Below are 14580 nucleotides of genomic sequence, written 5' to 3'. Positions count from 1 at the left end.
TATGACTGCTAACTATTCGGACCTAGAAAATAAAAGTGTCTTCGTTACCGGTGGAGGCTCAGGTATTGGCGCAGAAATAACAAAGGCTTTTATCCAGCAGGGAGCAAAAGTAACTTTTGTTCAAAGGTCAGATGCTAGACAGTTTTGTGATGAAATTGAAGCGGAGTTCAATTCGCGACCATACTTTATTAAATGTGATATAACTGATTTAAAAGCCTTAAAAGGGGCCGTTGAGTCCGCTTCTAGTGTTCATGGTGATGTAGAGGTTTTGGTCAATAACGCCGCGAACGATGATCGACATGAGACCCTTAAAGTTACAGAAGAATATTGGGATAATTCACAAGCCATTAACCTCAAGTCGTATTTTTTCACTTGCCAATTCGTGTTAACAGGAATGCGGGCTAAAGGTCAGGGATCGATCATAAATTTTTCATCGATAAGTTACATGATGGGAAATTCAGGGTACCCAACATATACAACTGCAAACGCAGGCATAATGGGCATGACACGATCATTAGCAAGGGAATTCGGTCGCGATAATATTAGGGTAAATGCTATTGCTCCAGGCTGGGTTTTAACAAAAAAACAGATAGATAAGTGGGCTACGCCAGATGGATTGAAAGCACATTTAGATCGTCAATGTATAAAAAGTCATCTTAAAGAAAATGACATAGCAGGTGGAACCTTATTCCTTGCATCTTCATCTAGCAGTATGATTACTGGCCAGCTTATCGCTATTGACGGTGGTGTCGTTATGACTGGATGACAATTTTAAAGGAATTATACTGGATAGCAATTGATTGGGGTTCGAGCAATTTAAGAGTATGGGCTTTGAACAATAACAACGCGATCCTTGATAGTATTTTATCGAATGATGGTATGCTGGGTCTTGCGAGTAATGAATTCGAGCCGTTGCTTCTTGAAAAAATATCAAAATGGGGTGTTGGAGATGCCAACATTCCAATTTTATGTTGTGGAATGGTAGGTGCGAAACAGGGTTGGGTGGAGGCTCCATACGCGTCCATTCCTTACAATCTTATGCAAGAAGCTGATAATGTAAAAGTTCGTTGCAGTGATGATAGGCTTAATGTTCGAATTCTAGGTGGTTTAAGGCAGGATAATCCCGCAGATGTCATGAGAGGAGAAGAGACCCAGATAAGGGGTTTTTTGTCAATTTTTTCAAATTTTGATGGTATAATCTGCTTACCGGGTACTCATACTAAGTGGGTCCATGTTAGTGCTGGTGAAGTGATAAGTTTCCGTACTTTTATGTCCGGCGAACTATTTGATTTGGTGTCCAGATACTCAGTATTAAAGCATTCTGTTAAATCCGATGACTGGAATGACAAAGAGTTTAAAAGCGCAGTTTCTGAAAGTATCTCAAACCCTCAAAAAATTTTTTCAGACTTTTTTAAACTGCGGGCTGATCATCTTTTAAAACAGGTGGAACAATCAGAACTTAGATCAAAATTATCTGGTTATATAATAGGTGCGGAATTGGCGGGCGCAAAACCATACTGGCTGGGGCAAAATGTTGTTATCTTGGGTAACAATAATTTATCAAAAATTTATAAAACAGCTCTAGAGGGTCAAGGAATTTTCGCACAACAGGTAGATGCTACGGAATGTACATTAAATGGGTTGGCGCAGGCTTTTTCTTTAATTAGCGGGAGACATTGAATGGTAAGGGAACTGATTGCAATTCTTAGGGGCGTTGCACCGCACGAGGCGGTGGCTATCGCTGAAGAATTAATTTTATCGGGAATTACCAAAATTGAGGTCCCTCTTAACTCGCCAAAGGCATATGAAAGTATAGAGAACCTAGCAAATCGCTTTTCTGACGAAGCTATAATTGGAGCTGGTACCGTACTTAGAAAAAATGAAGTGGCTAGTGTTTGTAACGCAGGTGGTAAGATGATTGTTTCACCTAATGTTAACGTAGATGTTATTAGAGAAACAAAAAAGCTAAAAATGAGATCTTATCCTGGTGGCTTCACTGCTACAGAATGTTTTGGTGCTATCGACAGCGGATCTGATGGGATAAAATTGTTTCCAGCTTTTCTTATGGGGGTTGATGGTTTTAAAGCCCTTCGAGCAGTTCTGCCACCAAGTCTATCAACTTATGCTGTTGGAGGTGTCGAACCTAGCAATTTTGCTGATTGGCTGGCTTGCGGTGTAACTGGCTTTGGTATTGGAAACTATCTTTACAAAGTAGGTGACACCGTCTCTTCTGTTGGGAAAAAAGCAAAAAAAATTGTGTCAGCATACGACGATGCCTCCAATGAAATTACCTAAAGTATTCGATCATACTATTAATATGCTGGGAGAGGGACCCTTATGGCACCCCAAACTTCGAACTCTATTCTGGTTTGATATACTTAATAGAACAATGCACATGTCCGATGGCTCAAATCATAAGTCTTGGACATTTGAATGCTTTGTTTCAGCAGCCGGGTGGGTATCCAATGAAAAGCTACTTGTAGCATCGGCTACTGATTTAAGGTTGTTTAATATTTTAACAGGTTCGAGTGAGCAAATCTGTCAGCTTGAAAGTAATAATTTGTCTACAAGATCTAATGATGGGCGTGCAGATCCCTTTGGTGGCTTTTGGATTGGTACAATGGGAATCGCCGCTGAACCCGAAGCTGGCTCAATTTATCGACTCTTTGAGGGGGAAATAGTCAAATTGTTTCCAAACATAACAATATCTAATTCGATTTGCTTTTCGCCAGATAGAAAATTTGGATATTTTTGTGATACGCCAGAAAGGCAAATCATGCGAGTTCCATTAGACCAAAGTGGCTGGCCTAGTTCGGATCCCGAAGTTTTTATCGACCTTAGAGAAGACAATTTAAATCCAGACGGTGCTATTATTGATCGCTCTGGCAATCTTTGGTCCGCCCAGTGGGGCGCTTCAAGGGTTGCTCAATATGATAGAAACGGCCGCTTTGTAAGTGAACTCAAGTTCGACGCAAAGCAGATTAGCTGTCCCGCTATGGGAGGTAAAAATATGAGTACTTTATTTGCTACATCAGCTTTTGTAGATTTAGAAAATGCTAGCCCAAATGATGGAAAAACTTTTTTAATTGAAGTTGATTTTGTCGGACAAGAAGAACACCAGGTAAAGCTATGAAACCTAATAATCGCGAGTTAGGCACCTGCTATTATCCAGAGCATTGGCCAGAAGACTTATGGCAAACTGATGCTGAGCAGATGATTAATTTAGGATTAAAGTGGGTTCGTATTGGTGAATTTTCTTGGTCAAGATTAGAACCCAAAGAAAATGAGTTCTCCTTCGAATGGCTTGATCGTGCAATAGAGACACTGGGTCAAGCGGGTTTGTCCATAATTTTAGGAACTCCAACTGCTACGCCACCTACCTGGGTTATAAAAAAGTACCCAGATATGTTAGCATTAGACGCGGACGGGCGACCCAGGGGATTTGGGTCGCGAAGACACTACTGTTTCTCGCACGAAGGTTACAGAAACCAGTGTTCTGAAATTGTAAGGAACTTAGCAGAACGTTACGGGTCTAATCCGTATATTCAAGCGTGGCAAACTGACAACGAATACGGATGTCATGATACGACCATTTCATATTCATCTTCTGCATTAAAATCCTTTCAGAATTGGCTGGCAAAGATTTATGGCAACGATGTTAATAAATTGAACGAGGAGTGGGGTAATGTCTTCTGGTCAATGGAGTACCAAGGGTATGATGAGATACCGTTGCCAAATTTGACTGTTACTGAACCAAACCCAGCCCATGCATTGGCTTTTCGTAGATTTACAAGTTCACAAGTAACTACTTTCAATAGAATTCAAACCCAAATTATAAGAGAATATTCATCGGCCCCAATTATCCATAATTTCATGGGCCGTATTACCGATTTTGATCACTTTGACGTTGGCGAGGATCTAGATATAGCAAGTTGGGATAGCTATCCACTCGGGTTTTTGCTTGATAGAGCTGGAGCAACTGAAACCGAAAAAAATAATTTTCTTCGTCAGGGTGACCCTGATTTTCAGGCATTTCATCACGATTTGTACAGAGCAGTGTGTGGCGGTCGGTGGTGGGTCATGGAGCAACAGCCTGGTCCTGTTAATTGGGCGCCGTATAACCCAGAACCTTTGCCTGGAATGGTCAGACTTTGGACATGGGAGGCCTTTGCTCATGGAGCTGAGACCGTTTCATATTTTCGATGGCGTCAAGTTCCTTTTGCTCAGGAGCAGATGCATTCAGGGCTGTTACAGCCAGACAGTGCTCCCGCACCTGGTTATTTTGAGGCCAGGCAAGTAAAAGCAGAGTTGGACGCGTCTCCACAAATTTCTAATGGATTGTCTGAGGTGGCTATTTATTTTGATTATGATGCTGATGCTGCATGGAATGTGCAGCCTATGGGGGAAGGTCTTAATTACTTTCAACTAATTATGGATCACTATAGGACCTTTCGGCGCTTAGGCTTAAATGTTGATTTTGTACATAAAAATACCAAAGATTTTTCTGGATATAAGTTGATATCAGTAGTGGGGGCTATTCACATTTCCAGTGATTTAATCTCACGTATCTCCAAAGCTATGGCAACGCTTGTTTTCGGCCCTCGAACCGGTGCCCGAGTTGGAAATATGCAAATACCAAAAAATCTACCTCCCCAAATCAATCTTGTAAAATCTCGAATTTTAAGAGTAGAAACTCTGCCATCAAATGTTTCTCTGGAGATTGATCCTGTAGGTAGAGCAGGTCGGTATATTGAGACTATTAAACTTGATAATAATGCTAGTCCATATTTGAAGTTGAAAAATGGTCAAGTAATTGCAACTAAAGAGGAGTCCGGAATCATTTACTTGGCTTCGATGATTGACCAAGAGGGGTTAACTGCATTTTATCAAAAATTATTCAAGGAGATTAAGCTTGATTTTCTTCTAATGCCAGATGGTATACGAAGAAGGTCTACCGAAAACGAAGAGTTTTGGTTCAATTACAATAATAAAGTTGTACAAACCAAAATTGGAGAAATGAAACCTGCAGATATAATTCGCTTGTCTCGTGTTTAATGTGTCTTCAGGGAAATTTGATATAAAACCATTTTTTCACTTGTTATTTAAATACAGTGAAAATTTAGAATATGATTTAGATTACTGAAAGATAAATAATTTGAAGATTTATTTGGAGTTGCGTCATCTGCGAACTATTAGGGCCATCCATGATTATGGTGGAGTAGCAAACGCATCCGAGATCCTGAATTTGACTCAGTCTGCATTAAGTCATCAGATAAAGTTGTTAGAGGAGAATGCGGGGGTACCTCTGTTTATCAAAAACTCTAAGCCACTAAAGTTGTCGGCGGCTGGACAAAAACTGCTAAAATTAGCAGAAAGTATACTTCCGGAAGTTATTTCAATTCAGAATGAATTTGATGAGATTAAAAATGGAACTGCTGGAAGATTACATATCGCCATCGAATGTCATGCATGTTTCGAATGGCTATTTCCTGTACTAGGAAATTTCAGAAAATTATGGCCAGATATCGATGTTGATATCAAGCCAGGTCTAGCATTTGGCGCGTTACCGGCTCTGGAAAAAGAGGAAGTTGACTTAGTAGTTTCATCTGATCCTGAAATAATTTCGGGGATAAGTTATGTGCCTCTATTCGATTATTCACCGATGTTCGTTTGTTCCCCTAAACATAGGTTGGCGAAAAATGATTTTATTGAAGCGAAGGATTTTGTAGATGAAACGCTTATCACTTATCCGGTTGAACGAAAAAGGTTAGACATTTTCAGTCAAATTCTTATCCCAGCGAAGGTAGAACCGAAAGCTGTAAGACATGTTGAGCTTACAGCAATAATACTTTTACTAGTAGCATCCAACCGAGGGGTATCTGTGCTTCCGAATTGGGTGTTAAATGATGGAAATCTAAATCATGATCTTGTTCAAAGGAAATTAACTTCAACAGGGGTTACACGTAAGCTGTATGCCGCAACCCGTGGTAGCGATTTGAAGAAACCATTTGTAGAAGATTTGATCAAATTAGCAAGTGGTAGAGTTAAAATCCCGAAAGTGGTCAAGCAAGACTGAGTTCGTCAGCCATTTGTCGCCCATCTCGGCCCTCAACAAGCTCAAAATTTACTAGTTGATCTTCGGCCAAGCCTTTTAAACCAGATTTTTGGACTGCGGATATATGCACAAAAACGTCATTTCCACCGTCACTTGGTTCAATAAAGCCAAATCCCTTAGTCGTATTAAACCACTTTACTTTTCCTTGTGGCATATTTTGATCCTTATAATATTCATTTACTCTGTATCGAAAATAGCATCTAAAACGTTTAGTTACTGAAAACCTGTGAAGCAGTTTCGATAAGAGGACGTTAGTGCTAAATTTCCATTTAGCCAGTTAAATTTTTTAATAAGGTACTAAGATGCTGATATATGGTTTAAAAAACTGTGATAAATGCAGAGCTGCTCGGAAAGTTTTGCAAAATGCCGAGTTTATTGACATTCGCCAAGTGCCTTTTTCTGTGAAGGCGATAAAAAAGTTAATTGACACTTGTGGTGATAAAATAGTTAACAAGAAATCCACTACTTGGCGCTCTTTGCCTGAAATCGATAGGCAGCTCCCTTTGATAGAATTGCTTCAAGCTTATCCTACCTTAATAAAACGTCCTATAATTAAAGATCAAAATGGTAATTATAGCGTTGGGTGGACTACGCAGATTATTGAAAAGTTTCAGTCGGTATAAAGCTAAGTCTATAGCGTAAACACCGATAAATTAGTCTTGTCTCATATCTGGAGGGACACCCTCTTTTTGCAATTCTAGAATAACTTGCTCAAAACTGATTGTTTTTGTTTGCTTTTCACCTAATGTGCGCACAGTTATTGTTCTTTCTTCAACCTCCCTATTTCCAATAGCCAAAATGGTTGGAACTTTTGCTACAGAATGCTCTCGCACTTTGTAGCTAATCTTTTCGTTTCTGAGATCACTTTCTGCTCTAATGCCAACTGTTTTTAATGCATCGACTATTTCAGTACAGTATTCGTTTGCATCAGTGACTATGGACGCTACAACCACCTGTCTTGGGGCTAGCCAGAACGGTAGTCTACCGGCAAAGTTTTCAATCAAGATCCCTATAAACCTTTCAAAAGAACCTAACACTGCACGATGAAGCATTACTGGTCTATGTTTTTGACCATCTTCACCGATAAAATTTGCGTCCAAACGTTCTGGTAAAACGAAGTCAACCTGCAGCGTTCCACATTGCCAGTCGCGACCGATTGCATCGGTAAGAACAAATTCTAGTTTTGGACCGTAAAACGCTCCTTCACCTGGATTCAATTCAAAATCAAATCCGGCAGAAGTTGTTGCAGCTTTTAAAGCACCTTCAGCTTTATCCCATACATCGTCGTTTCCTGCCCGGTTTTTTGGTCTGTCAGAGAACTTCACTTCAAATTTGGGAAAACCTAAATCTTTATATACGCCTGAAAGAAAATTTATAAATTTTTTCGTTTCACTTTCAATCTGATCTTCTTGGCAAAAAATATGCGCATCATCTTGCGTGAAACCTCTTACACGCATTATACCATGCAGTGCGCCAGAAGGTTCATACCTATTGCATGACCCAAATTCAGCCATTCTTAAAGGTAAATCCCGGTAAGACTTTATACCTTGATTGTAAACTTGAACGTGGCACGGGCAATTCATTGGTTTTAATGCATTTATTGATTTTTCACGGGCATGTTCCTCGTCTACTTCCACGATAAACATATGCTCTTGATATTTGTCCCAATGTCCGGATTCTTCCCATAGTTTTCTGTCAACTACTTGAGGGGTGTTAACCTCTACGTACCCACCTACCTCTTGTTGGCGTCGCATGTAATCTTGAAGTAGTGTGTAGATTTTCCAGCCATTTGGATGCCAAAAAATTTGCCCAGGTGCTTCTTCTTGCATATGGAAAAGATCCATTTCCTTACCTAGTTTTCGATGGTCCCGCTTTGCGGCCTCTTCAAGCATGTTCAAATGTTCACGGAGATTTTCCTTATTGAGAAAAGCAACTCCATAAATCCTTTGTAGCATTTGACGGTTGCTATCACCGCGCCAATAGGCACCTGCAACCGACATTAATTTGAAAGCATCAGCTGGTACCTGTGCTGTGTTCTGCAAGTGCGGCCCTCTACAGAGGTCCTGCCAGTTCCCGTGCCAGTACATTCTAATATTATCATTCTCAGGTATGGCGTCGATTAGCTCTATTTTATATGGCTCTTTTTTCGCTGTATAATATTCGACTGCCTTTTTTCTGTCCCATAATTCAGTGCGGACAACGTCTCGCAAGTTTATGATCTCACGCATTTTCTTTTCAATTTTCCCCAAATCTTCAGGGGTAAATGGTTCTTCGTGGTCAAAATCATAATACCAACCATGATTTATAACTGGACCGATTGTCACCTTTACCTTAGGCCAGATTTCTTGCACCGCTCGGGCCATTATGTGGGCAAGGTCATGGCGAACCAGCTCAATTGCTCGTTCTTTATTTTTCAGAGTATTAATCGAAAGCTCAGCGTCTTTATATATTGGCCAATGAAGGTCCCAATGAGCACCATCTAAGTCAGCGCTTATCGCCTTTTTAGATAAAGATATTGAGATTGTTTGGGCTACTTTTTCAGCAGTAATTCCAGCGTCGTATTCACGTTTACTGCCATCAGGGAACGTTATAATAATTTTTTCCATGTACTTCTCGTCTTTTTGGCGCCTACGAAACGCCCGGTTGCGTATATGCTTACTAATGCCGCGTTGCTGAATGTAGGTCAAGAAAGCTTTGTATTTTTTTTAATATTTGGCTTGTAATCACTTGTAAGACTATGAGACAAAATAAAGGGGTTGAAGCTGACTATGACTATAAAATTTCTGACAAAAAAAAGTAAAAATCTTGCATATTCTGCGAAAGCAGGAGGTGATTTTACACTAGTATTTTTAGGAGGTTTTATGTCGGATATGATGGGATCTAAAGCTACTTATTTAGAAGAGTGGGCGGAAAGAAATCATTATGGTTTTTTAAGATTTGATTATTCCGGTCATGGGCAAAGTTCAGGGTCCTTTCAGAACTGTACAATCAGTGACTGGGTGCAAGACGCGTATGAAATGATTACTGAAAAAACAAAGGGTCCAATTATTTTAATAGGATCGTCTATGGGCGGTTGGATATCATTTTTAATATATCAAAAAATACGTGATCGAATAGCTGGCCTTGTTACCATTGCAGCTGCACCAGATTTTACTGAAGATTATTTTTGGTCAAATTTTAGCGATATGCAAAAGTCTGAGTTATTGAGTTCGGGCAGAATACTTTTACCATCTGATTACGATGAACCGTACCGAATAACACTTAAATTAATTGAAGATGGTAGAAATCATCTTATTTTCAAACGACCCCTAGCCGTACAATGCCCTATTAGAATGTTACAGGGAACAGACGATAATTCTGTGGAAATTCAAACTGCTACGAAATTACTCGATCACATAAATTGTGAGAATATGCGCCTTACATTAGTTGCCGCCGCAGACCATTCGTTTTCGTCTCCTACTTGCTTGAAACTTTTAGAGCAAACTATCTATGAGCTAATACTAGAAGCGGGGACATCTTGATCATAGCACTTATTATTTCAAGCACCGTCTTTTTTTTAATTATCTATTATCTACTATTTTTAAAGCAAAAAGTGCCAGTGGAGGCTTCGAAAAAGTTTTATCTCCGTGGCGAAAATTTAGATGAGTACCTCGTTAGATCAGAAGATAGTATTCCAAACTTAAAAAAAGATTTAAAAAAAAGAATTTTTTGGTTTTCAAGTCCAGGTGAAAAGACGGAGATAGCAATCGTTTACATTCACGGATACTCTGCGAGTCCTCAGGAAGTAAGGCCAGTACCTGAAAAAATTGCAAATAAATTGAATGCAAATCTATATTTTTCTCGGTTGACTGGTCATGGGTGCGACAGTAAGGAAATGTCGAAAGCACAAATTCAAGACTGGTTAAACGATACGGCAGAGGCTATCGCAATCGGTCACCAAATTGGAGAAAATATTGTTGTAGTTAGCACTTCTACTGGCGGAACTCTTGTTTCAGCTTTGGCGTTATCAAAGCCTGGCTTTAAACTCGGGGATAAGTTGGTTTTTATCTCGCCAAATTTTGGTCTCAATAAAAAAATGTCGGGGATCTTAACATGGCCATTTTCTCAAGTCTGGATGCCATTACTATTCGGCAGTGAGAGGACTTTTAAACCGAGAGGGGAGCTTCATAGTTATTATTGGACTACGCGATACTCTACGCAGTCTGTTATAAAAATGGCAAAAATGACAAATAAAATTGCTAAGCTTGATTTCTCCGAGGCTAAATGGCCTGCACTTTTTCTTTATTCAAAAAAAGATAAAGTCGTTAAGCCCTGGTTGATAGAAACAGTTTTTGATGCTTGGGGTGGTAGAAAGTCGCAATTATTAGTAGAAGTGGGGCAATACGATGACCCCAACTCACACGTAATATGTGGAGATATAATGTCACCATCCATGAATGATTATTTCGTAGATGAAATCGTAGATTGGACAAAAAGGAGCTAGCTATATCGTTTCTGTTGAGTTGCTATCCAGATACTTGAACGCTTAATCCCAGTTGTAAATATTTTTCGATCTCACGAGTTATAGCTCCAGACATAGGCCTTGTTAACGAACCAAAAGTCTGAACCACTTTGCCTGATGGATCAATCAAAATTTTGTTGAAATTCCATTTCGGTGAGAATCCAGTTGTCTCTTTTACCCATTTGAAAAAGGGATGGGCATTCTTGCCTCTGACAGAGGTAATCTCAGTCATTGGCAAAGTTAAACTGTAATTAACTGAACAAAATTCTTTAACCGCCTCTATCGTTGCCAATTCTTGATTGAAATCATTTGACGGAACAGCCAACACCGTCAAGCCTTCCTCCCGATATGTATCCGAGAGTTTTTGAAGCGTCTCTAACTGACCCGTAAATCCGCATCGGCTTGCAGTATTTACAACCAGTACTGGTTTGCCCCTAAAATCTTCTAAGTTTATTACTCCGCCGTCAGCGCTTTTAAACACAAATTGACTAGCATTAGACATCGTAGTTGCTCCAATAACTATTGAAAAAACAAGTAAAAGTATTTTCATCATAAACCTCTCATTCACGAGAATTAGTTCAGCGTTAAGTGATTACAAGTTAAATAAACTTTTGATTACAGAAGTCTATTTTGGAGAAATTATTTCATTTTTTCTAATTCGTCTATCATCGATGATATCACTGACAAGCCTTTACTCCAAAATTTAGCATCTGAAGCATTCAGCCCGAACGGAGCTAACAAGTCCGAGTGATGTTTTGAACCACCTGCCTCGAGCATCTCAAAATACTTTGATGAAAATCCAGTAGGTTTCTCCTCATATTCTGCATATAGAGCATTAACCAGGCCGTCACCAAAAGCATAGGCATAAACATAAAATGGAGAGTGAACGAAATGTGGAATATATGCCCAGAATGTTTCATAACCTGCCATAAATTTAAAAGCTGGCCCGAGGCTTTCAGCCTGTACAGACATCCATAGAGTATTTATATCCTCTGGCGTTAATTCTCCTGATTTACGCGCATCGTGAAGTTTGCATTCAAAGTCATAAAAAGCGATCTGTCTAACGACGGTATTGATCATATCCTCAACCTTGTTAGCCATTAAAATTTTGCGAGATTGCAGATCTTCAGCTGCATCTAACATCTTACGAAAAGTTAACATTTCACCGAAAACAGAAGCTGTTTCGGCGAGAGTCAAAGGTGTTGAAGAAAGCATTTCTCCTTGTTTAGATGCAAGTAGTTGGTGAACGCCATGCCCCAATTCATGTGCTAATGTCATGACATCACGAGGTTTTCCAAGATAATTTAGCATAATGTAGGGATGCACATTGGTAACTGTTGGATGGGCAAAGGCACCAGGTGCTTTTCCTGGTTTAACAGCCGCGTCGATCCAGCCTTTTGAGAAAAATGGTTCAGCTAATTCCGCCATCCGAGAGTCAAAACCAGAATAAGCATCTAATACCAATTTTGTGGCTTCTGTCCATGTTATGGTTTGATTTGACTCCATTGGCAGCGGAGCATTTCTATCCCATATCTCCAGATACTCTAAGCCCATCCATTCACGCTTCAATTCGTAGTATCTATGACTTAATTTGGGATAAGAAGCCACAACTGCATTTCTCAAAGCTTCGACTACCTCAGGCTCAACATGATTTGACAAATGACGTCCAAATTGAGGAGAGGGCATGCCACGCCAATGGTCAATAATTTCTTTTTCTTTTGCTTGTGTATTGTGAATACGTGCAAAAATTTTAATATTTTTAGAAAAAACCCTAGACAGTTCGTTGGCGCCCATTTCGCGTCTTGAACGGTCATGGTCAGTAAGCAAATTTAGCGTACTTTCGAGGTTGAGTGTCTCGTCCCCGATAGAGAACTCGAGGCCTGCGATGGTTTCATCGAAAAGCTTTTCCCAAGCATCTCCAACGATTCCCAGTTCATGTAGAAATTTTTCTAGCTCATCAGATAATTGATAGGGCTGGAGTGCACGAATCCTATCAAATACTGGCTTATAGCGACGTAGTTCTTCGCTCTTTGAATATAACAAATCTAACTGCCCATCAGGTAGTTTATTTAGCTCAAGATTGAAGAAAATTAATGAAGAAGTGTATATCGTAATTTTTTCTTGAATATCAGATAAGAATTTAGTGCGTTCTCCATCGGTGGTTGATTGATAGTATCGCAGACCAGCATACGAAATAAGTCGTCCACTAACATTACTAATTTTTTCATTTCTTTTAACACAGGCTAAGAATTCTTTTGCACTAAGATTAACAAGCTTTCCCTTGAAATCATTTGCGAAAATTTCACATTCGTTCTCAAGCCAGACTAAATCGTTTTTTAGTTCTTGGCTCTCTGTGTGGGTATATAAATCGTTGAGATTCCATTCTGGCAAATTGCCTACTTGTTTCCCATTTTTAGCCAACTCTTTATCAAAGAAAATATTTTTAAAATCTACCATTGTTTACCTTTTCAAAGCGCTTTGGTCATAACTAGAGTTCTATGGCGTTGGCAGCAAGAGTACTCAAAAAATTTGTAAATTATTTTTGATGAATTTATCTAATTCGGAAAGTAACCTGGCTAAAATAGAATTTTGTTCCATTAGCAGGTCATGCTTTGCTTTCGGCATGGAAATCAAATCACAGGTATCCCATCTATCACAAAAGGTTCTTACTGCTAAACTATCGATAATTTCTTCTTCCTCTGCTAAAAAACAAAGTGCTGGGGTTCTGGGTGGTCCGGTTCCAATTTGAAATTCTATTTCATCCAGCGCCGCACTTACCCAAGCGGTGCTTGGACCTCCAATTTGTAAATCTGGATACTGTTCCACTTGCTGTCCAAGTAAAGTAAAGTTTTGTAAATCATTTGTTAGTTTATTAGATCCGTAGTCTTCGTGTAGAATTCTAGTTTCGGAATTTGTTGTTGGAGCGTAAGTCTCCATTTTTCCAAGTAACGAAATCAAAGACATAATAATGGGGGCTCCAGATTTCAAAATTGGAGGCATTGCAATACCCCACATGGGTGATGTAATCACTGCTTTTTCAAAGATTGAGGTGTTGTGAAGTGATCTTAAACCAATAAGGCCTCCCATAGAATGCGCGAACATTATCCAAGGTTTTGCAAGCTTGGCGGTATTAGCATTATTTATCATTACCGCGACGTCATTTTGGTAGGACTTAAAGTCTTCTATGTGACCAATATTTCTGTCCTGAAGTAATCTTTCAGAAAGACCTTGGCCGCGCCAATCTATTGTTACAACATTTAGATTTCTATCAAGTAAATTATTAGCTAAACCACCATATTTTTCCAAATAGTCTGCTCTGCCTGGAAATATAAAAACCGTTCCGGCTGGATTTCTGGCCACCCATATACCAGTTCTGATTTTTATTCCATCCGATGTGGTTTCATAGCTGGTTATCGCGCCCTTGGGCCATTCGAATACATCATTAAGGAATGGAGCGCTCTGGTTCATTAGCTGAAGACGTTAGCCAACCGCATTGCAGTTCCCATATCCCCATCTATTTTTAACTTTCCTGTCATGAATGCAGCAGTTGGTTCAAGCTCACCATTAAATATTTCTTCAAATATTTCTACCGAAGCTGTGAATGTAACATCTGCTGGATCGTCAGAAGCGTATACGCTACCTCCGCTAATTACGATCGATCCCTCACTTTCAATTTCGAATTTCGCTGAACCTTCAAAAGATGTATTCGACATCTTTTCTTTTAATGCTGCGACGGCATCGTCAATTACATTTGACATGAAATTATACCTACTAGGTTAAATTTGAATTCACTATAGTATAGCGGCTTTTTTACTTTGAGTTCAAACTTACCGTTACGGCAATAATTGTGAAAGTTTCGTTTTCATACTCTTATCTGATCTTTAAGGTATTAAAGTTCTAAACGATACTGTACAATGCAATTTCTTCATAGTAGCCACTGCAGGCCTTAATTTGGACTAATATT

The 14580-nt window shown here is 39.4% G+C and carries 15 protein-coding genes; 9 read left to right on the top strand and 6 right to left on the bottom strand.

All coding sequences use genetic code 11. From position 1 onward, the window contains the following. The first annotated feature begins 1 nt into the window (after window position 1). The 6 genes from ACTF5Q_RS01380 to ACTF5Q_RS01355 all read left to right on the top strand — a co-directional run bounded on the left by ACTF5Q_RS01380 (window position 2) and on the right by ACTF5Q_RS01355 (window position 6076). Window positions 2-766, top strand: a complete 765-nt coding sequence (locus ACTF5Q_RS01380; protein ID WP_438952926.1) for an SDR family NAD(P)-dependent oxidoreductase — start codon at window positions 2-4, stop codon at window positions 764-766. Continuing rightward, window positions 763-1680, top strand: coding sequence for a 2-dehydro-3-deoxygalactonokinase (locus ACTF5Q_RS01375; RefSeq protein WP_438952925.1), 918 nt, complete (start codon window positions 763-765; stop codon window positions 1678-1680). The genes ACTF5Q_RS01380 and ACTF5Q_RS01375 overlap by 4 nt, the downstream gene beginning before the upstream one ends. Further along, entirely contained in the window at window positions 1681-2295 is a 615-nt protein-coding gene (locus ACTF5Q_RS01370) for a 2-dehydro-3-deoxy-6-phosphogalactonate aldolase (protein WP_438952924.1), read from the top strand. Further along, entirely contained in the window at window positions 2282-3133 is an 852-nt protein-coding gene (locus ACTF5Q_RS01365; protein ID WP_438952923.1) for an SMP-30/gluconolactonase/LRE family protein, read from the top strand. The genes ACTF5Q_RS01370 and ACTF5Q_RS01365 overlap by 14 nt, the downstream gene beginning before the upstream one ends. After that, window positions 3130-5055, top strand: a complete 1926-nt coding sequence (locus ACTF5Q_RS01360; protein WP_438952922.1) for a beta-galactosidase — start codon at window positions 3130-3132, stop codon at window positions 5053-5055. Before ACTF5Q_RS01365 ends, ACTF5Q_RS01360 begins: the two co-directional genes overlap by 4 nt. Window positions 5056-5161: 106 nt before the next feature. Continuing rightward, a complete protein-coding gene (locus ACTF5Q_RS01355) occupies window positions 5162-6076 on the top strand; it encodes a LysR family transcriptional regulator (RefSeq protein WP_438953076.1) in 915 nt (304 codons plus the stop codon). On the opposite strand, the gene ACTF5Q_RS01350 is transcribed toward ACTF5Q_RS01355, so the two are convergent. Further along, window positions 6063-6269 carry a cold-shock protein gene (locus tag ACTF5Q_RS01350; RefSeq protein WP_020044312.1) on the bottom strand — a complete coding sequence of 69 codons (207 nt, stop codon included), beginning with the start codon at window positions 6267-6269 and terminating at the stop codon, window positions 6063-6065. The genes ACTF5Q_RS01355 and ACTF5Q_RS01350 overlap by 14 nt on opposite strands. A 148-nt stretch (window positions 6270-6417) precedes the next feature. Between ACTF5Q_RS01350 and ACTF5Q_RS01345 the strand changes: the two genes are divergently transcribed. Further along, entirely contained in the window at window positions 6418-6738 is a 321-nt protein-coding gene (locus ACTF5Q_RS01345; protein WP_438952921.1) for an arsenate reductase family protein, read from the top strand. A 30-nt stretch (window positions 6739-6768) separates the two neighbouring features. Here ACTF5Q_RS01345 and thrS read toward each other — a convergent pair whose 3' ends face one another. Then, window positions 6769-8721, bottom strand: coding sequence for a threonine--tRNA ligase (gene thrS, locus ACTF5Q_RS01340; protein ID WP_438952920.1), 1953 nt, complete (start codon window positions 8719-8721; stop codon window positions 6769-6771). Window positions 8722-8883: 162 nt separating this feature from the next. Here thrS and ACTF5Q_RS01335 point away from each other — a divergent pair, with 162 nt between their 5' ends. Together ACTF5Q_RS01335 and ACTF5Q_RS01330 are read left to right on the top strand one after the other, a co-directional pair. Next, window positions 8884-9636, top strand: a complete 753-nt coding sequence (locus ACTF5Q_RS01335; RefSeq protein WP_438952919.1) for an alpha/beta hydrolase — start codon at window positions 8884-8886, stop codon at window positions 9634-9636. Window positions 9637-9713: 77 nt separating this feature from the next. Beyond that, entirely contained in the window at window positions 9714-10598 is an 885-nt protein-coding gene (locus ACTF5Q_RS01330) for an alpha/beta hydrolase (RefSeq protein ID WP_438952918.1), read from the top strand. A gap of 22 nt (window positions 10599-10620) precedes the next feature. Here ACTF5Q_RS01330 and ACTF5Q_RS01325 read toward each other — a convergent pair whose 3' ends face one another. From ACTF5Q_RS01325 to ACTF5Q_RS01310, 4 genes are all read right to left on the bottom strand, one after another. Further along, entirely contained in the window at window positions 10621-11169 is a 549-nt protein-coding gene (locus ACTF5Q_RS01325) for a glutathione peroxidase (protein ID WP_438952917.1), read from the bottom strand. An 86-nt stretch (window positions 11170-11255) separates the two neighbouring features. Continuing rightward, a complete protein-coding gene (locus tag ACTF5Q_RS01320; protein ID WP_438952916.1) occupies window positions 11256-13073 on the bottom strand; it encodes a M3 family oligoendopeptidase in 1818 nt (605 codons plus the stop codon). A gap of 63 nt (window positions 13074-13136) precedes the next feature. Further along, window positions 13137-14084, bottom strand: coding sequence for an alpha/beta fold hydrolase (locus ACTF5Q_RS01315; protein ID WP_438952915.1), 948 nt, complete (start codon window positions 14082-14084; stop codon window positions 13137-13139). Then, entirely contained in the window at window positions 14084-14374 is a 291-nt protein-coding gene (locus tag ACTF5Q_RS01310) for an SCP2 sterol-binding domain-containing protein (RefSeq protein ID WP_438952914.1), read from the bottom strand. Before ACTF5Q_RS01310 ends, ACTF5Q_RS01315 begins: the two co-directional genes overlap by 1 nt. Between the last annotated feature and the right edge of the window lie 206 nt (window positions 14375-14580).

Origin of the sequence: Candidatus Salinivivens marinus (genome assembly GCF_965655845.1) — a bacterium.
Classification (GTDB): domain Bacteria; phylum Pseudomonadota; class Alphaproteobacteria; order Rhodobacterales; family Rhodobacteraceae; genus Salinivivens; species Salinivivens marinus.
This window is presented reverse-complemented; position numbering and strand designations above follow the sequence as displayed.